Consider the following 22676-nt stretch of genomic DNA (forward strand, 5'->3'; position numbering starts at 1 on the left):
CATGTCCGCCACCACAGATCTCACCGAGCCCGCGACGAGCGCGGCGGAGCCGGCCGCCGCGGGCCCCGCGCGCCGCCGCGTCGACCTCGGCCGCTTCCGTGAGCTGTCCCTCGTCCCCGCCATCCTGGTGCTCGGCCTGATCGGATTCATCGTCTCGCCGGCCTTCCTCACCGCCGACAACCTCATCGGCGTCGCCCAGCAGTCCACCGAACTGAGCCTGCTCGTCCTCGCCACGACGTTCATCCTGATCTGCGGGCGGATGGACCTCTCCCTCGAGTCGACCATCGGCGTCGCTCCCCTCGTCGCCGTCTGGCTGGTCCTGCCCACCACCGGAGGCCGGTTCAGCGGTCTCGGACTCCTTCCCGCGTGGACGGCCGTGCCCCTGTGCCTGCTCGTCGGCGCGCTGATCGGCGCCGTCAACGGCTTCCTGATCCTCAAACTGCGCCTCAACGGCTTCATCGTGACGCTGGGCGCCCTGACCATGCTGCGCGGCCTCCAGGTCGCGCTGTCCGAGGGCCAGTCCATCATCGACCTGCCGCCGTCCTTCACCTATCTGGGCAAGGCGTCCTGGCTCGGCGTGCCCGCCGCGATCTGGGTCTGCGCGGCGCTCTTCGCCATCGGCGGCAGCGCGCTGGCCTGGCTGCGGCACGGGCGGGCCCTGTACGCGATCGGCGGCAACCCCGAGGCCGCCCGCACCGCCGGCATCCGCGTCGAACGGAGCGTGTGGATCGCCCTCGTCGTCGGCGGTGTGCTCGCCGCGTTCGCCGGCATCCTCTACAGCGGCCACTACGGCTCCATCTCCGCGACCCAGGGCAGCGGCTGGATCTTCCAGGTCTTCGCGGCGACCGTCATCGGCGGCGTGAGCCTCAACGGCGGCAAGGGCTCGGTGTTCGGAGCCCTCACGGGTGTCCTGACCCTCCAGCTCGTCGTCAACGTCATGACGCTGGCGGGGGTACCGCCCCTCTGGAACCAGTTCCTCAACGGCCTCATCATCATCGTCGCCCTGGTCATCTCCCGCTTCGCCTCCGGCGAGAAGCAGGAATAGCCTCACCCCACGAACGGCTCCGCCCGGCCCGCGACGGGCGGGCGGAGCCGCCGCCCGTACGCACCCGGCTTGGAGAGACACACGCGTGGCACTGACCGACGAGGCCATCGACAAGATCAAGGCGATGATCGTCACCGGCGAACTCGCACCCGGCTCCCGCCTCCCCAGGGAAGAGGTCCTCGCCGAACAGCTCGGCCTGTCGCGCAGCTCGCTGCGCGAGGCCGTCCGGGCTCTGACCGCCATGCGGATCCTGATCACCCGGCAGGGCGACGGCACGTACGTCTCCAGCCTGGAGCCCCACCTGCTGCTCGAGAGTCTCTCCTTCGCTGCCGACGTCTCCCAGGGGGAGACCGCCCTGCAGCTGCTCCAGGTCCGCAGGCTCCTCGAACCGCAGGCCACCGGACTCGCCGCCGCCCTGCTGCGACCGGACGACCTGCGCGAACTGCGGCACCTCCTCGACCAGTGCCGCTCCGCGGCCACCGTCGAGGAGTTCGTCGCCCACGACATCGCCTTCCACCTCAGGATCGTCGAGGCCGTCGGCAACCCGGTGCTGTCGATGCTGCTGTCCGTGCTCTCCACCCGTACCCAGCGCGTACGCATCATGCGCGGCAGCCGGACCAGCCACGCCCTGGAGAACGCCCACAAGGACCACGAGGAGATCCTCCGCGCACTGGAGGCACGGGACACCCTGCTCGCCGTCTCCGCCGCGACCACCCACATCAGCGCCGTCGAGCAGTGGCTGGCGGCCAGCCTGGACGACGACTCCCTGGGATCCATCGACGACTGACCGGCCGCGGCGGGCCCGGCACACCCCCGTCCCACGGCCGCCCGCCCACCGTGGTCGGCACGGGCACACATCCCGCGCGCGGGTTCAGGAGGGGTTCTAGAGTTGAAGGCAGGGCGTGCCGGTGGTGGTCCGCGGGCATCCCCCTTTCATCCCGCCCCCCCAACCGGGCCGTTCCAGGAGGACAGTTCGACATGTCCACTGCATCTGACACCCCTGTTCTGGACACCATCCTCGCCATGACGGACGACTCGCTGGAGCGGTGCGGGCTGGCCCCGGACATGCTCCTGCTCACCCGTATCGCGGCGCTCGCCGCCTCCGACGCTCCTCCGGTCTCCTATCTCGCCCACGTCGATCCCGCCCTCAAGGCCGGACTCACCATCGAGCAGTTGCAGGACGTGCTGGTCGCCATCGCCCCCATCGTGGGTACGGCCAGGGTCATGACGGCAGCCGGCAACATCACCTCGGCGCTCGGCGTCGCCATCGCCGTCGCCGAGCTCGACGCGGAAGGCTGACGCGGCCGGGCCGGGAGGCCGGCGCACGCCCCTGACGGCGGGACCCCACCGCTTCCCGCGCCCTCGGAGGGCGATCTTGTGCGGGCCAGCAGACAATCAGCGTGACGGACCTTTTCGTGGCGACGTCGAGACCTGCGGTTCTGCGGTCTGGAGGTCGTAGGACATGAGATCAGTGCCCCCATGACAGTCGACGAACAGCCCCCTCAAGCCGACGCCTACCTTCCCGTCGAACGTGTGACCAGCTACTCCGAGCCGGTCGAGCGCCCCGATCCGGAAGGGCCGGCCGACCTCCTGTCATCCGGCTCGCAGGACGAACTCGTGTCCATCCGGGAAACGGTGGCACGCTTGGGGGCCGCCTACCCCTCGCTGGACGCGGTCGCCGTCGAGACGACGGTCAGGGCGGCGTACGAGTCGTTCCGCCAGGCCAGGGTGAGAGCGTACGTCCCGATCCTGGTCGAGCGCCGGTCCAGGAGGGCGCTCGACGCCGCCGCCCGCACGGCCCCCGGTCAGGCCCGCGACGGCCGGGCGGACCCCGAGACAGGCCGGGCGAGCCCCGGACCGGACAGGGACTGAGGCCGCTCGGCCGGACGGGAAGCCGGACAGGCTCCGGCCGGACCGATCGGAGGGACGGTCCGTGACCATCCACCGCATGAGCCGCAGGCCTCTCGCCCGGTTGCGGGCCGTTCCCGGGGTCCGTGCCGCGTCGTCCTACCGGCGGGAGTGGCTGGTCAAGGACCTGGTGGCGGGAGTCGTCCTGACCACGCTCCTGGTGCCGCAGGGCATGGCGTACGCCGAGCTCGCGGGGCTGCCGCCCATCACCGGGCTGTACACCACGATTCTCTGCCTGCTCGGTTACGCGGTGTGCGGGCCGTCCCGGATCCTGGTGCTGGGCCCGGACTCCTCGCTGGGGCCGATGATCGCCGCCACCGTGCTGCCCCTGGTGGCGGCCGACGGGGACCCCGCGCGGGCCGTCGCGCTGGCCTCGGTCCTCGCGCTCATGGTGGCGGGCGTGATGATCCTGGCCTCGGTGGCGAAGCTCGGCTTCGTCGCGGATCTGATCTCCAAGCCGACGATGATCGGCTACATGAACGGCCTGGCCCTGACCATTCTGGTCGGTCAACTGCCCAAGCTGTTCGGCTTCAAGGTCGAGGCGGACGACCTGATCGGCGAATGCGCCGGCTTCGTGCGCGGTCTCGCCGACGGGGCGGCCGTGCCGGCAGCCGCGGCGGTCGGCTGCGGCGGGATCGCGTTGATCCTGGTCCTGCAACGCCTGCTGCCGAAGGTCCCCGCCGTGCTCGTGATGGTGGTCCTGGCGATCGCCGCGGCCACGGTCTTCGATCTGGGCGGGCACGGCGTCGGCCTGGTCGGAGAACTGCCGGAGGGCTTCCCCCCGTTCACGATCCCCGAGGTGCGGCTCGCCGACCTGTCGCTGCTGCTCGGCGGTGCGCTCGGCATCGCTCTGGTGTCCCTGGCGGACACGATCTCCAACGCGTCGGCCTTCGCGGCGCGCACCGGACAGGAGGTCCGCGGCAACCAGGAGATGGCGGCCATCGGTGCGGCCAACCTGGCGGCCGGTCTCTTCCAGGGCTTCCCGGTCAGCACGAGCGGTTCCCGCACGGCGGTGGCGGAGCGCGCGGGAGCCAGGAGCCAGCTGACCGGGGTCGCCGGAGCGGTTCTCATCGTCCTCATGCTCGTGCTGGCTCCCGGCCTGTTCCGCAATCTCCCCCAGCCGGCCCTCGCCGCCGTGGTCATCACGGCGTCGCTGTCCCTGGCCGACATCCCGGGGGCCGTGCGGCTGTGGCGGCAGCGGCGGACGGACTTCCTGCTGTGCTGCGCGGCGTTCCTGGGCGTGGCCCTGCTCGGTGTGCTGCCCGGGATCGGCATCGCCGTCGCCCTGTCCGTGCTGAACGTCTTCCGCCGCGTCTGGTGGCCGTACCACACCGTGCTGGGTCTGGTGCAGGGTCTTGAGGGCTACCACGACATCCGCTCGTACCCGCAGGCCCGGCAGCTGCCGGGCCTGGTCGTCTACCGGTTCGACGCGCCGCTCCTCTTCGCCAACGCCAAGGCCTTCCGCGACGAGATCAGGCGCCTGGCCGCGGCGGACCCGCGGCCGAGCTGGATCGTGATCGCGGCGGAGCCCATGACCGACGTGGACACCACCGCCGCCGACGTCCTCGAAGAGCTCGACGAGACGCTCAACGCGGACGGCGTCCACCTCGTGTTCGCCGAGCTCAAGGACCCCGTGCGCCGCAAGATCGAACGGTACGAGCTCACCCGCACCATCGACCCCCGGCACTTCTTCCCGACCGTGGAGGCGGCGGTCGCCGCCTTCCGTCTGCGCACCGGGGCGCAGTGGGCTCCCCCGGCCACCCCGGGCCCGCCCCCGCCCGTCGAGCCCGGCCCCGGTGACGCCGAACCGCCACCCACCGACACCGACACCGGCACCGGCACCGGCACCGGCAAGCAGTGACCGTGCCGGTCTCGACCACGGGACCGCCGGTGAGCCGCGCAGCGGGCCCGGCGTCGTAGCCTTGTGAGAGCCGCGGACGACCGGCGCGGCCTGGACCGCTAGCGGGCAGGAGAGCAGCATGGACAGCTCCCTCTGGCTCATCGTGGCCGTGGTTCTCGTGCTCGTCGTGGCGGGATTCGCGGCCGTTCTGCTCGTCCGCGTCTTCCGGGCGCGAAGGCTGCTCCTGGACGCCGGTGTCCCCTTGCAGTCGAAGGCCCTGTTCTGGGCCGCGGTGGTCTACACGGTCTCGCCGATCGACCTGATCCCGGACCCGGTCTACCTCGACGACGTCGGTGTCCTCCTGATCGCCCTGCGGGCGTTGCACGCGGCGGCCGCCCGGCGCGGGGCGGACTCCGGAGGGCCCGGAGCGTACGGCACGTGACCCGGGTACGGACCGATCGGGCTCACCGGCGACGGCCGGCCCGGAACCGTCCGCCCCGCCGGTGCCGTCCGCCCCGCCGGTGCCGTCCGCCCCGCCGGTGCCGTTCTGCCACGATGGGCCGGTGAGCGACACAGAGGCGGAGAAGGGCCCCGGACCTGCGGACGCGGGCGCGCGGGGGCGGCGTCGGCGGGACCCGGAGTGGACGTATGCGGCGCTGCTCGACGCGCTGCTCCGGCTGATCTCCGAGAGCGGGCGTGAACCCACCAGGAAGGCGATCGCGGAGCGGGCGGGGGTGTCCGAGCGGACGGTGTTCGTGCACTTCGCCGACCGCGAGGCGCTGTACGTGGCGGCTGCCCGGCGACAGGCCGAGCGGTGGCGCGCCCACGCGGAGCCCGTACCGCCCGTGTGGGAGACGGCACGCAAGGTGGGGGCGCTCGTGGCACAGCGCGGCCGGATGTACGAGGTGATGACGCCGATCCGCAGGATCGGGCTCGGCCTGGAACCGGACTCGCCCGGCCTTCGCGGGGTGATGGCGGAGGGCGACGCCTGGTTCCGGGCGGACCTCGCCGCCGTGTTCGCGCCGGAGCTGGGGCAGATGCCGGAGGCCGAGGCGCCCGGAGGCCTGCTCGACTCGCTGGAGGCCGCCTCGTCCTGGGCGGCCTGGGACCATCTGCGGTCCCGTCGAGGGCTCGACGAGACCGCTGCCCGGGCTGCGATCGACCGCACGCTGCGGGCGCTCCTGAACGTCGTGCCGCACACCCCTTGACTCGTATTGCAGTCAGACTGCAATAGTGGGCGTCCTCACCGAGAGCCGAGAAGGACGTGACCCTGCCATGACCCCGATGAACCGGCGCGGCTTCGTCGCGGCCGCCGCCGCGATGGGCGCCGCGGCCGCCTCCGTCTCCCTGAACCCGCAGACCGCCCAGGCGCTCGCCGGGAGCGGGCATCTGCCCCAGGAGTCGCGGACCCCCACGCGCACCGACGGACTCCCGTACGAGGACGAGGCCGACTTCACCGACGCGGACCGCGGGTTCATCGCCGCGTTCACGGACGGACCGATCACCACCGCTGCCGGGAAGACCGCCTGGGACCCCGACGCCTACCGCTTCCTCGCCGACGCGGAGGGCGGCAAGGCCGGACCCGACACCGTCGACCCCAGCCTGTGGCGACAGGCGCGGCTGCTGTCGCGCCAGGGCCTGTACCGGGTCACCGATCGCATTTACCAGGTCAGGGGCCTCGACCTGTCCAACATGACGATCGTCGAGGGCGACACCGGCATCATCGTCATCGACCCGCTCATCTCCGCCGAGACCGCCGCCGCGGCCCTGCGGCTCTACCGCGCCCACCGCGGCGACCGCGCGGTCCGCGCGATGATCTACACCCATCCGCACGTCGACCACTTCGGCGGCTGCCGGGGCGTGCTGCCGCACGGCGCCGGGGACGTGCCCGTCCTCGCGCCCGAGGGCTTCATGGAGCACGCGGTCAGCGAGAACGTGTACGTCGGCACCGCGATGGCGCGCCGCGCCGCCTACATGTACGGCTCCACGCTCCCCAAGAACGGGGGCGCGCAGGTCGGCTGCGGGCTCGGCCTCACGGTCTCGCTCGGCACCGTCGGACTCATCGCCCCCACGCGGCTCATCGGCAGCACGGGAGAGGAGGTCGTCCTCGACGGGGTGCGGATCCGCTTCCAGATGACCCCCGGCACCGAATGCCAGGAGGAGATGAACTTCCTCTTCCCCGACCTGCGCGCGGTGTGCATGGCGGAGAACGCCACCCACACCATGCACAACATCCTCACCCTGCGCGGCGCCCAGGTGCGCGACGCCCACGCGTGGGCCGGCTACCTCACGGAATCCATCGGTCTCTACGAAGGCACCGCCGACGTCGCCTTCGCCTCGCACCACTGGCCCACCTGGGGCAACGACGCCATCATCGGCCTCCTCACCCACCAACGGGACCTGTACGGCTACCTGCACGACCAGACCGTCCGGCTGATCAACCGGGGCATGACCGGCACCGAGATCGCGGAGACCTTCCGGCTGCCGCCACCACTCGAAGGCGTCTGGGCCAATCGCGGCTACTACGGCTCGCTGAGCCACAACGTCAAAGCCGTCTACCAGCGGTACATGGGCTGGTTCGACGGCAACCCGGCGCACCTGTGGGAACACCCGCCCGTCGAGCAGGCCCGCCTCTGGGTGGAGTCCCTGGGCGGCCAGGCCGCGGTCCGCGCCCGCGCCCGGCACTACGCCGACCGGGGCGAGCTGCGCTTCGCCGTCACGCTCCTCAACCACGCCGTCTTCAACGACCCCGAGGACGGCCGGGCCAAGCGACAGCTCGCCGCGCTCTACACCCGCCTGGGCCAGGCCGTCGAGAACGCGGTGTGGCGGAACTTCTACCTCACCGGAGCCCAGGAACTCCTGCACGGCATCACCCCGCACGCCACCGCCACCCTCGGCCCCGACATGTACCTGGCGCTGAGCGTCGGCCAGATCATCGACAGCCTCGCCGTCCGCGTCGACGGCCCGAAGGCCTGGCCGCTGGGGATCGCCATGGACTGGCGCATCGGCTCCGACTACTGGCACCTGCGCCTCGCCAACGGCCTGCTCACCTGGACCACGGACAACCGCCCCGCGCCCGACGCGGGCCTGACCCTGACGATGACCAAGCCCCAGCTCATCTCGCTCCTCGCCGGAAAGGGCACCGACGGCATCGTCATGACCGGCGACCGCACGCTCCTGCCGCGGCTGCTCGCGGTCCTCGACAGCCCCGAGCCGGAGTTCCCGATCGTGACCCCGTGAACAGACCGGCGCCGAACCGGACGTTCACGGCAGTCGACGCCGAAGCCGGTCCGGTCGGCGGCCCGGTGCTCTACCGTCTCCCCCATGCCCCCTCCGCTGCTGCACCGGCGCTGCCCCGAACTGGCAGGGTCGCTGCCCTTCCTCCGGCTCGGCGAGGCACCCACGCCGGTCCGGCCGCTGCCCGGACTGGGCAAGCACTCCGAGCTGTGGATCAAGGACGAGAGCGGATACGGCTCGGGCGGCTGGGGCGGCAACAAGGTCCGCAAGCTGGAGTGGCTGCTGCCGGAGGCCCGGCGGCGCGGCGCGAGGACCATCCTCACGGTCGGCGGCCTCGGCACCAACTGGGGGCTCGCCACCGCCCGGTACGCCCGGGAGCTGGGGCTCGGGGTGGCGCTGGGTCTGATCGACCACCCGGTGGACGAGCATGTGCGGGCCCAGCTGGAACGGCTGCGCGCCTCCGGCGCCACGCTGCACTTCCTGCACACCAAGGCGAGGCTGATCCTCGCCGCGCCCTGGCTCTTCACCCGGCACACCCACCGTCTCACTCCGCCGTACTACCTCCCGGCGGGCGGCTCCTCGCCGCTCGGTACGCTCGGCGCCGTCGAGACGGCGCTGGAGCTGGGCGCGCAGGTGGAGGCCGGGGAGCTGCCGGAGCCGGCGTGGCTCGTCACCGCCGTGGGATCCGGCGGCACCGCCGCGGGGCTGGCCCTCGGACTGCGGCTCGCCGGGCTGCGTACCCGTGTCCTCGGTGTCGTGGTCAACGACACGCTGCGGCTGGACTCCGCCACCCTCCTCGGGCTGGCCCGCCGGTCCACGGTCCTGCTCAGGGCCCGGGGCGCCGACCTGGGCGGCGTCGAAATCGGGCCCGCCGCGATCCGCACCGAGACCGCCTGGCTGGGGGACGGCTACGCGCACCCCACCACCGCGGGCGACCAGGCGCTCGCCCGCGCGGCGGCGCAGGCCGGGCTGACCCTGGAACGCACCTACACCGCCAAGGCGCTCGCGGCCCTGCTCGACCTGGACGCGGCCGGCCGACTGGACGGGGGCCCGGTGGTCTTCCTGCAGACCCACGGGCCCCGCTAGGGCCTGCCCTCCGGGCCGTGACGCCGCCGGGACCGGGTCCGGGCGGCTCCGGGCTGTCGTCAGGCCAGGACGCGGAGGGCGGCGGGCCTCGCCCTGAGGGTCACCGGCAGGGTCGCGTCGACCTCGCCGTCCGCGCCGTACGGCAGGGGGCGGTCGGCTTCGATGCGGACCTCCTTCCCGCGCAGGATCTCGATCTGGGGACGGTTCACGTGCGCGCCCGTCTTCAGTTCGTTCATCATGGCGAAGAAGAGACGCTTGGGCGCCTCCTTGATCACCACGACGTCGAGGAGGCCGTCGTCGAGACGCGCGCCCGGCGCGATGTTCCTCCCGAATCCGTAGAAGCCGGAGTTGGCCGCGACCACGGTGTAGCCGGTGCGCTCGTGCCGGATCCCGTCGATCGTGATGCGGTACGCGGCGGGCTTCCAGGCGAGGACCGCCCGGAGGCCGCCGGCGTAGTAGGAGGCCGCGCCGCGCAGCAGACGGGAGGCGTTGGCGTGGCGGTTGGCCACCGCGTCGACACCCGCGTACACACTGCCGAGGACGCAGGTCCCCTGGTGCTGGGCGGACTCCACCTCGATGGTGTCGACGGCCCGCGGTTCGCCTTCGAGCAGCACCTTGGCGAGGCCCGGGGCGTCGGTGGGAAGCCCCAGGGCGCGCGCGAAGTCGTTGCCGCGGCCCGCGGGGACCAGGCCGAAGACGGTGTCCGTGCCACTGAGCGCGCCACCGACGGTGCCGGCCATGCCGTCACCGCCGACGGCGAGCACGATGTGCCCCTTCGCCCCGGCCTCCCGGGCGAGTTCCTGCGCGTGCTCCAGGCTGCGGCTGTAGACGGTGTCGAGCCGCGCGCCCGCCTCCCGCAGCAGCCGGGCCAGCGGGAGCAGGCCCGCCGTACCGCTGGAACCCCCTGCGGTGGGGTTGACGACGGCGGTGAACTGTCGCATGGATCTGGCCTCCGGACGGCAGAAGGGGGGTTCGGGAGGGAGCGGTGCGGGAGGGGGCGCTCAGCGGACGGGGATCAGGACCCCGGGGCTGAGCACGTCGGACGGGTCGACCTCGGCCTTGACCGCCTGCAGCATGCGGATGCCGAGGGGGCCGATCTCGCGGGAGTACCAGTCGCGGTGGTCGGTGCCGACGCCGTGGTGGTGGCTGATGGTGCCGCCCGCCGCCAGGATCGCGTCGTTCGCCGCCCGCTTCACCGGCGCCCAGTGCGCGACGGCGTCCTCGCCCTGCGCGGAGACGACGGTGAAGTAGAGCGAGGCGCCGTTCTCGTACGTGTGGGAGATGTGGCACATGACGAGCGGCGGGGTGCCGGCCTCGGTGAGGGTGCTGGTCAGCGCGTCACGTACCGCCGTGTACAGGCCGGGGATCGCGGACCAGAAGGCGGCCGTCTCCAGCGTCTCGGCGAAGGCGCCCGCGTCGAGCAGCGCGTCGCGCAGGTAGGGGGCGTTGTAGCGGCCGTGCTCCCACTTGTCGCCGGCCTCCTCCCCGATGAACTCGCCGTCGCAGGCGAGGAGGACCTCGCGGGCGGCGGCGCGGCGGGCGGCCGTGTCGGCCTCGGTCCCCTCGAAGCCGACGATGGCCATGCAGCCCGGGTTCTGCGGGAGTTCGGTGTTGCCGATGGCGTCCGGCTGCGCCAGTCCGATGAAGGTCTCGGACTCGTCCGACAGTCGCAGCACGGTGGGCCGCGGGCCGTCCTGGGCGAGGCGGCGCAGTGCCGCCGTACCGGCCTCGAAGGTGGCGAAGCGCCAGCCCTCGTAGATCCGCTTCTGCGGCAGCGGGCGGATGCGTACGGTCACCGACGTGATCACGCCGAGGGCGCCCTCGGAGCCGAGGATCAGCTGGCGCAGGTCGGGGCCGGCGGCGGAGCGCGGGGCCCGGCCGCTCCACAGCGTGCCTTCGGGGGTGGCGACCTTCAGGCCGACGACCATCTCGTCGAAGCGGCCGTATCCGGCCGAGGCCTGACCGCTGGAGCGGGCCGCGGCGAAGCCGCCGATGGTGGCCCATTCGAAGGACTGCGGGAAGTGGCCGAGCGTCCAGCCCTGGGCGTTGAGGAGCGCCTCTGCCTGCGGGCCGCGCAGACCGGGCTGCAGGGTCGCGGTGCGGGACACCTCGTCGACGGCGAGGAGCTGGTCGAGGCGGCGGAGGTCGAGGGCGACGAACGGCCGCTTCGTGGTGGGCGCGAGGCCGCCGACGACGGAGGTGCCGCCACCGAACGGGACGGCGGACAGGCCGTGGTCCGCGCAGGCGCGCAGCACGGCGAGGACCTCGTCGTGGCTGCCGGGGAGCACGACGGCGGCGGGGATGTCGGCGACCTCGCCGGCGCGGATGCGCAGGAGGTCGGGGGTCGACTTGCCCCGGGTGTGCCGGATGCGGCTCTCGGGGTCGTCCCGCAGACCGTCGGGGGCGGCGACGGCGGCACGCAGCGCACCGCTCGCCTCGTCGGTCAGTGCCGCGGCGGGGACGTCGATGTCGGCGAGGGCGGAAGGACCGCTCTCGCGCGGGGTGACGCCGAGCAGGTCCCGCAGGAGCCCGGTCACCGATTCGGGCAGGGGCGCCGCCTTGGCCGGGTCGCCCCAGCCGCTCCACAACATGTCCACTTCGAGAGGTTCCTCACGGTCTGTTTCACGGACGGCGCTGCCGTTCGGCCCGCGCTGGTATTACACTGTGACAGATGACGCCCATTCGTCACAACCATGTGGACGCAGATCCCGTGCTCGACGCCGCACGCGACTGCGTGCTCGCCGTCGGAGTACGACGGACCACCCTCACCGACGTCGCCCGGCGGGCCGGCGTGTCGCGGATGACGCTGTACCGGCGCTGGCCCGATGTGCGCACCCTGGTCGGCGACCTGATGACCCGGGAATGGATCGCCGTCGCCGCCGGCGCCATGCCGCCCTTCGACGAGGACCGGCCCGAACGCTCCCGGATCGTCGAGGGGCTGGTCGCGGGAGTCGCCGCGTTCCGGGCCCATCCGCTGTTCCGGAAGATCCTCGACGTCGACCCCGAACTGCTGCTGCCGTACGTCCTCGACCGGCGGGGGGCCAGCCAGGACGCCCTGCTCGGGCTCCTCGTCACGGCGCTGGACGAAGGGCACGAGGACGGTTCCGTACGCCGCGTCCAGTCCGACCTGCAGGCCCGGTCCCTGCTGCTCGTCGTCCAGTCCTTCACGCTCTCGCTGCGCACCATGGCCGACGAGACCGATCCCGAACTGAGCGAAGCCGCCTTTCTCGACGAGCTGCGCACCCTGCTGGAGAGGACCCTCACCCCGTGAACCCCACGAGCAGCACCGCCCTGCCCGGCTCCTCCCTCCATGCCGAGCGGCGCCGGACCGAACTGGCCCGGCTCGCCGACGGCGACGTCGTCGACGTCCTCGTCGTCGGGCTCGGCGCCACGGGAGCGGGAGCCGCCCTCGACGCCGCCACCCGCGGGCTCAGCGTCGCCGCGATCGACGCCCACGACCTCGCGTTCGGCACCTCCCGCTGGAGCTCCAAGCTGATCCACGGCGGGCTGCGCTACCTCGCGTCCGGACAGCTCGACGTCGCCCACGAGAGCGCTGTCGAACGCGGCATCCTCATGGAACGCACCGCCCCGCACCTCGTCCGCGCCCAGCCCTTCGTGCTGCCCCTCACCCCGCTGGTCAGCCGCGGCCAGGCCGCCCTCGCCCGCGCCGGATTCGTCGCGGGCGACCTGCTGCGCGTCTCCGCCCGCACCTCGCGCCGCACGCTGCCGCAGCCGCGCACGCTGTCGGCCGTCGAGACCCGCCACCTCGCCCCGGCCCTGCGCCCCGTCGGCCTGCGCGGCGGACTGCTCTCCTGGGACGGCAAGCTCTCCGACGACGCACGCCTGGTGACCGCGATCGCCCGCACCGCGGCCGCCCACGGCGCCCGGGTCGTCACCCGCGCCCGGGCCCTGGAACTCCACGGCGACGGCGCGCTGGTGCGCGACGAGACCACCGGCCAGGAGCTGCGCGTCCGTGCCCGTACGGTGATCAACGCGGCCGGCGTCTGGGCGGGCGGCCTCGTCGACGACGTACGCCTCCGGCCCTCGCGCGGCACCCATCTCGTCCTGCGTTCCGAAACCCTCGGCCGGCTCTCCGCCGGACTGCACATCCCGATCCCCGGCGAGACGAACCGCTTCGTCCTGGTCCTGCCCCAGGGCGACGGACGCGTGTACGTGGGCCTCACCGACGAGCCCGTCGACGGCGACGTCCCCGACGTGCCGGAGGTCCCCGAGACCGACATCGGCTTCCTCCTCGACGTCCTCGGCTCCGCCCTCGACGTCACCGTCCACCGTTCCGACGTGGTCGGGGCCTTCGCCGGACTGCGGCCCCTGCTCGACACCCAGGACTCGGAGGGCCGCACCGCCGACATCTCGCGCAAGCACGCCGTGCTCACCTCGCCCGACGGCATCGTCACCGTCGTCGGCGGCAAGCTGACCACGTACCGCCGCATGGCCCAGGACGCCGTCGACGCGGCCGTGGCCGCCCGCGGACTGACCGCCGGCCCGTGCCGTACCGCCTCCGTCCCCCTCGTCGGCGCGGCCCGCCCGCAGACCCTCGCCGGTCTCGACGTCCCGCCCCGCCTCGTACAGCGCTACGGCTCCGAAGCCCCGGCCGTCCACGCCCTCGGTCTCGCCGACCCCGCCCTCGCCGAGCCCGTCGTGCCCGGCCACCCCGTCACGGGAGCCGAACTGGTCTGGGCCGTCCGCCACGAAGGCGCCCTCGACACCTCCGACCTCCTCGACCGCCGCACCCGCATCGGTCTGGTCCCGGAGGACCGCGGCATCGCCGAAGAAGCGGCCCGCGAGGCTCTGGACCGGGCGGCGCCGGTGTAACGGATCGAGGGACGCGCCGGGGTCGCAAGCGGGCGGCGGGGCGGCGGCCCCGGGGCTACCGTCGGGGCATGGAGCGAATCCGGGCTGCCCTGATCGACATCGACGGCGTCCTCACCGTGTCCTGGAAGGCGCTGCCCGGGGCGGTCCGGGCCCTGGAGCAGGTGCGCGAGGCCGGGCTGCGGGTGGCGCTGCTCACCAACAACACGTCACGGACGCGGGCCGCCATCGCCGCGCGGCTGGACGGGCTCGGGTTTCCCGTCGACGCCGGGGACGTCCTGACCGCGCCGGCGGCGACGGCGGCGTATCTGCGGGAACACTTCGCCGGTGCGCGCTGCCTGCTGCTCAACAGCGGGGACGTACGGGACGACCTGGCCGGCGTCACGCTCGTCGGGGACGGAGACGCAGAAGACGCTGACGTCGTCGTGCTCGGGGGCGCGGGGGCCGAGTTCGGCTACGAGGCGCTCAACCGGGTGTTCCGGCAGCTGCAGCGCGGGGCACGGCTGGTGTCGATGCACCGGAATCTGTTCTGGCGCACCGAGGGCGGGCTCGACCTGGACACGGGGGCCTTCCTGGAAGGGCTCGAGAAGGCCGCCCGCGTCGAGGCGGAGGTGACGGGCAAGCCGGCTCCGGCGTTCTTCGCGAGCGCCCTCGATCATCTCGGCGTCGGCGCGGCGCAGGCGCTGATGGTCGGCGACGACATCGAGTCCGACGTGCTCGCCGCCCAGCGGTCCGGCATCACCGGCGTCCTGGTGAGGACGGGGAAGTACCTCCCCGAGACGCTCCGCGCCGCCTCGGGGACGCCCGACCACGTCCTCGACTCCTTCGCCGACCTGCCCGCCCTGCTCGGCGCCGGGTAGCCGGCGGCTCAGACGGACGGGGCGGTGTGCGGCGTCCGCAGGGCGGTGGCGATGCCGTGGGCCAGGAACGGGATCCGGTGTGCCGGGACGCCCGCGATGTTGATGCGCCCGGCGGCCGTGCCGTAGATGCCGGACCGGCGGCGCATCCGGCGCATCCCGTCCGGCGTGAGGGGCAGCATCGAGAACATGCCCTTCTGGCCGGCGAGGGACCGCGCCTCCTCCTCGTGCCCGAGGGCGCGGAGGTGGGCGACGAGGTCGGTCCTGTTGGCCGTGATCCGGTGGCGCATCGCGTCGAGTTCCGCGAGCCATTCCGCGCGCAGGCGCTCGTCGTCCAGGACGGTGGCGACGATCGCGGCACCGTGGTCGGGCGGCATCGAGTACAGGGTGCGGGCGGCGTTCTGCAGGGCGGTCTCGACGTGCCGCAGGGTCCGCTTCGACGAGCCGAGGACGATGGCGCATCCGGTGCGGTCGCTGTAGAGGCCGAAGTTCTTCGAGCAGCTGACGGCGATCAGCACCTCGGGGAGGCGTTCGGCCAGCATCCGGGTCGGTGCCAGGTCGGCGGCGAGGCCGTCGCCGAGGCCGTGGTAGGCGAGGTCGACGAAGGGGACCCAGCCGTTCGCCGCGGCGAGTGCGGCGAGCTCCTCCCAGGTGCCGAAGGAGGGGTCCACGCCGGTGGGGTTGTGGCAGCAGCCCTGCAGCAGGACGACGTCGCCGCGGCGTGCGCCGGCCAGGTCGTCGAGCATGCCCCCGGTGTCCGGCCGGCCGCTGTCGTCGCGCCACCGGTAGGTCCGGACGGTGAGCCCGGCGCCTTCCAGGATGGGGCGGTGGTTGACGTACGCGGGGTCGCTGATCCACACGGTGGCGCCGGGGCGCGTCTGCTGGACGAGGTCGGCGAGGAGCCGCAGGGCCCCGGTGCCGGCCACGGTCTGGACGCCCGTCGCGCGTCCCGTCAGCTCCTCGGAGCCCAGTACGAGCGACAGCATGGCCCGGTTGAAGGCGGTGTTGCCCGACAGGCCGAGGTACTCCTTGGTGCCGGAACGTTCCGCCAGGTGTATCTCGGCCTCCCTGACCGCCGCCATGACCGGGGTGACCCCGCTCGCGTCGCGGTAGACGCCGAGGACGAGGTCGAGGCGCTCGGGACGCGGGTCGGCGGCGAACTCGGCCGTCAGGTCCCACAGCGGGTCCACGGGCGGGGCGGGAAGAAGCTCAAGCATCGGGGGAAACCTTGGTTCGGGGGCGCCGGTTGGCGAGTGCGACGCCGAGGGTGATGAGGGGGACGCCGACCACGACGGGCAGGGTCGGCGACTCGTCGAGCAGGGGGATGGCGAGCAGGACGACGGCGACCGGGCTGAGGCTGCCGACGACCGAGCTGCGTTCCGGGCCGAGTCGGCGGATGGCGAACGCGTACAGCAGACCGGCGCAGAGACCGACGCCCAGGCCCTGGACGACGAGGAACAGCGCGATGTCGCCGCCGGCCGCCCGGGCGAGGCCGGTGGGCAGGACGCCGGTCAGGGCCAGGAGCGCGATGACCGTGAAGGACGGCAGGCACAGCAGGCCGATCGACCCGACGGGGTCGAGGTCCACCTCGCGCAGCCCCACGGTGTAGAGCGCCCACAGACCGCTGGCGACGAGCAGCGTTCCCGTACCGAGCAGGACGTCGGCGTCGAGGGCGGCGGTGTAGCGCCAGACCAGGGCCACGATCCCGGCCACGATGAGGGCGAGCCCGGCCGCCTGCGTCCCGCGCGGCGCGCGCTTCCCGCCGGCGACCATGAGGGCGGAGACGAACAGCGGGACCATGCCGGGCACGATCGCCCCGACGAAGGCGGCCGACGTCAGCGATCCGCCGTACATGGCGGCGAGGAAGAAGGGCACGCCCGCGCCGCAGACGATCTTGAGTGCGGGGCCGGGCCGTACCGCGGCCAGCCGGCGCCTGCGCCGCCACAGCGCGGGCGCCAGGACCACCAGGGGCACGCCGAACCGCAGCAATGCGGCATCGGCGGGCAGCAGCGTGGAGGCGCTCAGCGCACGGGCGCTGAGGGCGAACGCGGCCCAGATCACCACGGTGAGCACCAGCGCGACCATGCCCACGCCCTGCGGGGACAGACCCCGGGCGCGGGCGGCCGCGGGCACCCCCGGACCTGGCGTCCCTACCGATTCCGACGCGACCGATTGTGGTGCGACCACCGACGATTCCTCCCGCTCTGAACATACGGGCGAACCGAAAACCGGCGTTTGCCCCGAGAAGCAACGCTAGACCTTGCGCCGGGGCAGACGATTGCCAGTTCTGCCCTCTGAACATAGCGTGGGGGCAGAATCTGCCAAGGAGTGACGATGGACGCCGTGGACTTCCAGATCATCCACGAGTTGCAGGCGGACGGCCGCCTGACCAACCAGGACCTCGCCGACCGGATCCGCCTGTCCCCCTCCCCCTGTCTGCGCCGCGTGCGCCGCCTGGAGGAGTCGGGCCTGATCAGCGGCTACACGGCCACCGTGGACCAGGTCGCCTTCGGCCTGCCGATCACCGTCTTCGTACGGATCAGGCTGGAGCGCCACACCGCCGAGGCCGTCAACGTGTTCGAGGAGCACATCGGCCTCATCGACCACATCCAGGACTGCTATCTGATGGCCGGCAGCAGCGACTATCTGCTGCGGGTCGTCATCGAGAGCCTGGAGGCGTACGAAGCCCTCGTACGCACCCGGATCCACGCCATCCCGGGCATCGCGTCGATCGAGTCCAGCTTCGCCTTCGGCAGCGTCAAACAGTCAAGGGTGTATCCACGACCGGGCGTCCCGTCGCGGCCCAAGGCCGACCCCACCGGCAGGTGAGGCGGCGCAGGAGGTAGCGCTCACGCCCCCGCGGACCGGGGCGGGCACGTGCTGTCGCGGACGACGAGCTCGTCAACGTCAGGTCGGGCCTGTGCGCCGACGTCGACGGCGGCTAGGCCCTGCAGCGGTGGTCGGTCGGCTGATCCGGCCCCGCACGACGGTTCACCCCTGACATCGGATCCCCGGGGACGGTCCCCCGGGGATCCGGCTCCTTCGCCCCCTGTGCCGCCGGCCCGTCAGGAAGGCTGGTGGGTCCACTTCTGGTTGGCGGCGCCCGTGCAGGACCAGATCTGGGTGCGGGTCCCGTCCGCCGAGGTGTTGCCGGTCACGTCGAGGCACTTGCCGGAGGCCGTGTTGACGACGTCGTGCGTGGCGGCGTCGTACGACCAGCGCTGTGCGCCCGTCCCGTTGCAGGTGTAGAGCTGCACCTTGGTGCCGTCCGCGGTCGCTCCCCCGGTCACGTCCAGGCACTTGCCGAGCGCCCGGACGGTGCCGTCGGCGGCGAGCGCCCACCGCTGGGCCGTGGTGCCGTTGCAGGTGTACAGCTGCACCGGGGTGCCGTCGGCCGTGGCCGCGCCGGCCACGTCGAGGCACTTCCCGGCGAGACCGGTCAGCGGTCCCGTCGGTGCGCCGGCCGTCGTGCCGGACCAGGTGAAGGTGGCCGTGGTGCGGGCCGGCAGGCTGTACGTGAAGGACTGGCCGCCCCAGTCGACGCGGACGGACTGCGCGGAGGCGCCGCCGTTGTGGGCGATGAGCGCCTTGGAGCCGTCGGGATTGCGCCAGGCGACGTTCTGCACGGTGGAGTCGGCCGTGGAGGCGATGCGGTACGCGCCGGGGCGCACGAACTTGGTGAGATGGCCGGTCGTGTAGTACTCGATCGTGTAGTCGACCTGCCCGGCGCGCGGGCCGCCCTCCTGGACCGTGATCAGCCCCGTGCAGGTGCCGCAGCCGCCGTTGTGCGGGCCCATGTCCTGGTTGAGCGCCAGGCTCCACTTCGTCAGGCTGCTGCTCCAGTTGCGGGCGTAGCCGACGATGTCCTTCAGGTCCTCGTTGTGCTGGTCGGCGATCCAGGTGCCGCCGGAGTGCTCGGTGCTGAACTGCCTGACCGTCGGGTACTGGTCGTGGACGTGGCTGCCGACGGCGGGGTCGCCGGAGTAGCCGTGCCAGGCGATGCCGCCGAACAGCGGATCGTTGCGGACGCCCGCGTCGTCGAGCACGCCGGAGCCGAAGTTCGCGTAGTCGCCGTAGTTCCAGTCGTGGACCAGGATCTTGGTGGTGATCCCGGCGGCCCGGAAGGCCGGGTAGACGTGGTTCTTGGTGAACTCGGCCAGACCCGAGGGGTTCCAGCTCATGCCCGGGTAGTTCATGGCGGTGGGATTGCCCGCCTGGCAGCAGTTCGGCTCGTTCTGCACGGACAGGTAGTCGACCTTGACGCCGGCCGCCTGGTAGCTCTGGATGTACTTCACCAGGTACTGGGCGTAGAGCGGGTAGTACTCCCACTTCAGCCAGCCCATCTGGTCCATCCGACCGTTGTCCTTCATCCAGCCGGGCGCGCTCCACGGCACGGCCTTGAGCCGGAGCGCCGGGTTGAGCTGCTTGGCCTGGACGGTGAGCAGCCGCACGTCGGTGTCGTAGCCGTTGGTCCCGAAGTCGGCGAGGTCGCAGCAGGTGTCGTCGAGGGAGACGTTGCCGGGCCGGGAGAGGTCGGAGGCGCCGATCGGGTTGCGGACGAAGGAGAGGCCGATGCCGTCGGTCGGTGAGAAGAGCTTGCGCATGACCTCGTCGCGGGTGGCGGCGCTGATCGCGCCGCCGCGCAGGAGGTGGGCGGTGGTGTCGGTGATCGACGCGCCGCCGCCCTCGAACTGCTGGTAGGTGGTGTTCTCGTCGACGGTGATGGTGCGGTTCGCGCTGCCGCCGGAGGGGCCGAAGGCGATCGGTGCCTGCGGGGCGAGACCCCGTGTGACGGTCCGTCCGCCGGCGTCCGAGGTGGTGGTCAGCCAGACGTCGACCCGCTCGCCGGTGGCCTCGGCCACGCCGGGACCGGTCATGACCAGGCCGCTCGCGAGGAGGGCGCCGGTCACGAGGGCGGCGAGGCGGCGCGGGCGGCGCCCGCGGCGGGCGCCGGACCAGGAGCCGAACCAGGAGCTGCTTCTGTAATGCACCTGACAGACCTTTCGATGAGGGCCCAGGCCTTCGGGCTTTCCTTAAGGTGTGAAGCTATGGAGGCCCCTCGCACACGTCAACCCCTTCCGCATACAACTCCCGAACGCAGTAAGCTGGTTGAGAGCGGATTCGGCTCAAGCTCTTGTCGACTTGGTCCAGACAATGGCACTCTTCGTTGCCATCTCTCACCCCTCCGACTGTCGGCGGTGACAACGATGTCCGCACCCCCCTCTCGACGATCACGGCTTCTCCTGGCCCTGGGCCTGGGATGCGCCACGGTGGCGGCTCTGGTGAGCCCCACGGCGCAGGCGTCGACGCTCGCGGCGCCGGTTTCGGCCGCGGCGCCCGCGGCCGAAGCCGGCGTCCAGGCCACCACGTTCAGCGACGAGTTCAACGCTCCGGCGGGCACGCCGGTCGACGGCTCCAAGTGGAACCTGGAGACCGGCGACAACGTGAACAACCACGAGCGGCAGTACTACACGAACTCCACCCGCAACGCCGTCCACGACGGCCAGGGCAACCTGGTGATCACCGCGCGGCGCGAGAATCCCGGCAACTACGCCTGCTGGTACGGCCGTTGCGAGTACACCTCGGCCCGGCTCAACACGTCCGGCAAGTTCACCCAGGCGTACGGCACCTTCGAGGCCCGGCTGAAGATGTCGCGCGGCCAGGGCATGTGGCCGGCGTTCTGGATGCTCGGCAACGACATCGGCAGCGTCGGCTGGCCGCAGAGCGGCGAGATCGACGTGATGGAGAACGTCGGATTCGAGCCGAACACCGTGCACGGCACCCTCCACGGCCCGGGCTACTCGGGTTCGGGCGGCATCGGCGCCGGCTACTCGATCGGCTCGCCCTTCGCGGACGGATTCCACACCTTCCGTCTCGAATGGGCGCCGGACAAGCTGGTCTGGAAGGTCGACGGCGTCACCTACCAGACGCGCACACCGGCCGATCTCGGCGGTCGGCAGTGGGTGTTCGACCACCCGTTCTTCCTCATCCTCAACCTCGCCGTCGGCGGCTACTGGCCGGGCGACCCGGACGGCAGCACCCCGATGCCGAACGCCCTGACCGTCGACTACGTCCGGGTCACGAACGACCAGCCTGCCCCGCCGACCGGAACCGGCGGCCCGATCACCGGCCTCGCCGGCAAGTGCGTCGACGTCGCCGGGGCGAACCCCGCGAACGGCACCCCGGTCCAGCTCTACGACTGCAACGGCACCGCGGCCCAGCAGTGGACCGTGAACGCCGACGGCTCGATCCGCGCGCTCGGCAAGTGCCTGGACGTCACCGCCGGATCCACGGCGGACGGGGCCAAGCTCCAGCTCTACGACTGCAACGGCACCGGCGCCCAGAAATGGCGTGTCGAGGCGGCCAAGGACATCGTGAACGTCGCCGCGGACAAGTGCCTGGACGTGCCGGACAGCAACTCGGCGAACGGCACCCGGCTGCAGATCTGGACCTGCAACGGCACCCCGGCCCAGAAATGGACCGTGGGCTGAGTTCCCGGACCCGGCGCGGCGTCAGGGCGTGACACGGTCCGCGATCGCCGTCTGCCAGGCGGGGGCCGGCGCGCGCGGGGCGGTCTCCGGCCGGCGGCCGCCCCGGGCGAAGAAGTCGTCCAGCGGAAGAAGGGCCGCGCCGACCGTGACCGCCTCGGGGCCCAGGGTTCCGAGGCCCACGGTGGTGCGGCTCGCCGGATAGCGCAGGGCGTACTCGGTCGCGTACCGGGTGACGGTGTCGAGGAAGCGGGAGCCGAGCTGGAGGCCGGCCCAGCCGCCGACGAGGATGCGCTCGGGCTGGAAGAGGTTGATGAGGTCGGCGAAGCCCGCGCCGAGGTACTCGGCGGTCTCGTCGAGGACGGTGAGGGCGGTGGCGTCGGGTTCGGTGCGGGACTCGTCGGGGTAGGCGGCGGCGAGCATGGCGGCGAGGGCGGTCTCCTCGTCGGCGCCGGCCGGCGGGGTGCCGCCCGCCTCGCGCCAGCGGTCGAGGAGGGCTTCGGCGCCCGCGTACGCCTCCAGGCAGCCGCGGGCACCGCAGCGGCACCGGCGCCCTCGGACGTTGACGGTGAGATGGCCCCATTCGAGGGCGCGGCCGGGTCCGAGCGGGTCGGTGACGACGCAGGCGCCGACACCGGAGCCGAACAGGACGGTGACGGCACTGCGGGCGCCGCGACCGGCGCCGAACCACATCTCGGCCTGGCCGAGGGTCTTGGCTCCGTTGTCGATCCAGTAGGGGACGGTGGCGGGAAGGTCGACGGTCCGGCGCAGCCGGCCTTCGAAGGGGACGGCTTCCCAGCCGATGGTCTGTCCGTGGACGACGGCGCCGTCGTCAGGGGTGTGGGCGACGATGCCGGGGACGCCGACGCCCACGCCGAGGAGCCGGTCGGGGTCGACGCCCGCGGTCCGCAGCACCTCGGCGATGCCGTCGCGGACATGGGCGACGACCAGATCCACGTCGTAGCGGGAGGTGCGCGGCCCGGAGCTCGGCAACGCCCGGTCGGTACGGGCGAGTTCGGTGAGGGTGAGGTCGAACAGCTCGACGCGGACACGGGTCTCGCCGACGTCGACACCGATCATGCAGCCGCTGTCGGGCCTGACCCGCAGCAGGGTCTGGGGACGTCCGCCCGCCGAGTCGACGCTGCCGGCCTCCTCGACGAGGCCCTCGGCGACGAGTTCGGCCACGACGTTGCTGACGGAGCCGGAGCTGAGCCCGGTCGCGGGCCCGAGCATGAGGCGGCTCATGGGTCCGTCGAAGTAGAGCCTCCGCAGTACGGCGGTGCGGTTCTCGCGCCGCAGGTCACGCACCGTACGGCCACTTGTCGCGTCCACGTGGGTTCCCGTCTCTGAAGTCCTTCGGTGCAACATACCCGCATTCCAAGCCT

Annotated in this window: 20 protein-coding genes; 14 read left to right on the forward strand and 6 right to left on the reverse strand. The window is 72.5% G+C overall.

The genetic code is table 11. From position 1 onward, the window contains the following. Position 1: 1 nt before the first annotated feature. The 9 genes from ACF07V_RS07135 (at position 2) to ACF07V_RS07175 (ending at position 9116) form a co-directional block, all read left to right on the forward strand. The gene (locus ACF07V_RS07135) at positions 2-1045 is read left to right on the forward strand and encodes an ABC transporter permease (protein ID WP_392151927.1); all 1044 of its coding nucleotides are present in this window, start codon (positions 2-4) and stop codon (positions 1043-1045) included. A gap of 85 nt (positions 1046-1130) precedes the next feature. Further along, the gene (locus ACF07V_RS07140) at positions 1131-1832 is read left to right on the forward strand and encodes a FadR/GntR family transcriptional regulator (RefSeq protein WP_392151929.1); all 702 of its coding nucleotides are present in this window, start codon (positions 1131-1133) and stop codon (positions 1830-1832) included. A 191-nt stretch (positions 1833-2023) separates the two neighbouring features. Further along, positions 2024-2344, forward strand: a complete 321-nt coding sequence (locus ACF07V_RS07145; RefSeq protein WP_392151930.1) for a carboxymuconolactone decarboxylase family protein — start codon at positions 2024-2026, stop codon at positions 2342-2344. A gap of 180 nt (positions 2345-2524) precedes the next feature. Continuing rightward, positions 2525-2917: a three-helix bundle dimerization domain-containing protein gene (locus ACF07V_RS07150; RefSeq protein ID WP_392151932.1), complete on the forward strand. Its 393-nt coding sequence runs from the start codon at positions 2525-2527 to the stop codon at positions 2915-2917. Positions 2918-2993: 76 nt separating this feature from the next. After that, a complete protein-coding gene (locus ACF07V_RS07155) occupies positions 2994-4814 on the forward strand; it encodes a SulP family inorganic anion transporter (RefSeq protein WP_392151934.1) in 1821 nt (606 codons plus the stop codon). Between the two features lie 118 nt (positions 4815-4932). Further along, positions 4933-5235 (forward strand): YkvA family protein, encoded by a 303-nt coding sequence (locus ACF07V_RS07160; RefSeq protein WP_392151936.1) that lies wholly within the window; start codon positions 4933-4935, stop codon positions 5233-5235. A 121-nt stretch (positions 5236-5356) separates the two neighbouring features. Next, on the forward strand, positions 5357-6001 hold the full coding sequence (locus ACF07V_RS07165) for a TetR/AcrR family transcriptional regulator (protein ID WP_392151938.1): 645 nt from the start codon (positions 5357-5359) through the stop codon (positions 5999-6001). Positions 6002-6068: 67 nt separating this feature from the next. Further along, complete coding sequence (locus tag ACF07V_RS07170) at positions 6069-8033, forward strand: alkyl/aryl-sulfatase (RefSeq protein WP_392151939.1); 1965 nt, start codon at positions 6069-6071, stop codon at positions 8031-8033. Positions 8034-8117: 84 nt separating this feature from the next. Further along, positions 8118-9116 (forward strand): pyridoxal-phosphate dependent enzyme, encoded by a 999-nt coding sequence (locus tag ACF07V_RS07175; RefSeq protein ID WP_392151941.1) that lies wholly within the window; start codon positions 8118-8120, stop codon positions 9114-9116. 59 nt (positions 9117-9175) lie between these two features. On the opposite strand, the gene ACF07V_RS07180 is transcribed toward ACF07V_RS07175, so the two are convergent. Both ACF07V_RS07180 and ACF07V_RS07185 read right to left on the reverse strand, forming a co-directional pair. Next, a complete protein-coding gene (locus ACF07V_RS07180; RefSeq protein WP_392151943.1) occupies positions 9176-10057 on the reverse strand; it encodes a diacylglycerol/lipid kinase family protein in 882 nt (293 codons plus the stop codon). Positions 10058-10117: 60 nt separating this feature from the next. Then, on the reverse strand, positions 10118-11713 hold the full coding sequence (locus ACF07V_RS07185; protein ID WP_392151945.1) for an FAD-binding oxidoreductase: 1596 nt from the start codon (positions 11711-11713) through the stop codon (positions 10118-10120). A gap of 74 nt (positions 11714-11787) precedes the next feature. On the opposite strand from ACF07V_RS07185, the gene ACF07V_RS07190 reads away from it, so the two are divergent. The 3 genes from ACF07V_RS07190 (at position 11788) to ACF07V_RS07200 (ending at position 14806) form a co-directional block, all read left to right on the forward strand. Then, positions 11788-12387: a TetR/AcrR family transcriptional regulator gene (locus ACF07V_RS07190; RefSeq protein WP_392151946.1), complete on the forward strand. Its 600-nt coding sequence runs from the start codon at positions 11788-11790 to the stop codon at positions 12385-12387. Then, on the forward strand, positions 12384-13949 hold the full coding sequence (locus ACF07V_RS07195) for a glycerol-3-phosphate dehydrogenase/oxidase (RefSeq protein ID WP_392151948.1): 1566 nt from the start codon (positions 12384-12386) through the stop codon (positions 13947-13949). The genes ACF07V_RS07190 and ACF07V_RS07195 overlap by 4 nt, the downstream gene beginning before the upstream one ends. Before the next feature lie 68 nt (positions 13950-14017). Continuing rightward, positions 14018-14806, forward strand: coding sequence for an HAD-IIA family hydrolase (locus ACF07V_RS07200; RefSeq protein ID WP_392151950.1), 789 nt, complete (start codon positions 14018-14020; stop codon positions 14804-14806). An 8-nt stretch (positions 14807-14814) separates the two neighbouring features. On the opposite strand, the gene ACF07V_RS07205 is transcribed toward ACF07V_RS07200, so the two are convergent. Further along, positions 14815-16020: an aromatic amino acid transaminase gene (locus tag ACF07V_RS07205; RefSeq protein WP_392151951.1), complete on the reverse strand. Its 1206-nt coding sequence runs from the start codon at positions 16018-16020 to the stop codon at positions 14815-14817. Further along, positions 16013-16936, reverse strand: a complete 924-nt coding sequence (locus tag ACF07V_RS07210) for a DMT family transporter (protein ID WP_392151953.1) — start codon at positions 16934-16936, stop codon at positions 16013-16015. Before ACF07V_RS07210 ends, ACF07V_RS07205 begins: the two co-directional genes overlap by 8 nt. Positions 16937-17137: 201 nt before the next feature. Here ACF07V_RS07210 and ACF07V_RS07215 point away from each other — a divergent pair, with 201 nt between their 5' ends. Beyond that, positions 17138-17632 carry an Lrp/AsnC family transcriptional regulator gene (locus ACF07V_RS07215; protein ID WP_392151955.1) on the forward strand — a complete coding sequence of 165 codons (495 nt, stop codon included), beginning with the start codon at positions 17138-17140 and terminating at the stop codon, positions 17630-17632. Between the two features lie 236 nt (positions 17633-17868). Here ACF07V_RS07215 and ACF07V_RS07220 read toward each other — a convergent pair whose 3' ends face one another. After that, positions 17869-19713 carry a ricin-type beta-trefoil lectin domain protein gene (locus tag ACF07V_RS07220; protein ID WP_392152377.1) on the reverse strand — a complete coding sequence of 615 codons (1845 nt, stop codon included), beginning with the start codon at positions 19711-19713 and terminating at the stop codon, positions 17869-17871. A gap of 297 nt (positions 19714-20010) precedes the next feature. On the opposite strand from ACF07V_RS07220, the gene ACF07V_RS07225 reads away from it, so the two are divergent. After that, on the forward strand, positions 20011-21294 hold the full coding sequence (locus ACF07V_RS07225; protein ID WP_392151957.1) for a lectin: 1284 nt from the start codon (positions 20011-20013) through the stop codon (positions 21292-21294). A 21-nt stretch (positions 21295-21315) separates the two neighbouring features. Here the strand turns inward: ACF07V_RS07225 and ACF07V_RS07230 are convergent, their stop codons facing one another. Beyond that, on the reverse strand, positions 21316-22623 hold the full coding sequence (locus ACF07V_RS07230) for an ROK family protein (RefSeq protein ID WP_392151958.1): 1308 nt from the start codon (positions 22621-22623) through the stop codon (positions 21316-21318). Positions 22624-22676 lie beyond the last annotated feature (53 nt).

The sequence above is a fragment of the Streptomyces sp. NPDC015661 genome, from assembly GCF_043077765.1.
Lineage (GTDB): Bacteria > Actinomycetota > Actinomycetes > Streptomycetales > Streptomycetaceae > Streptomyces.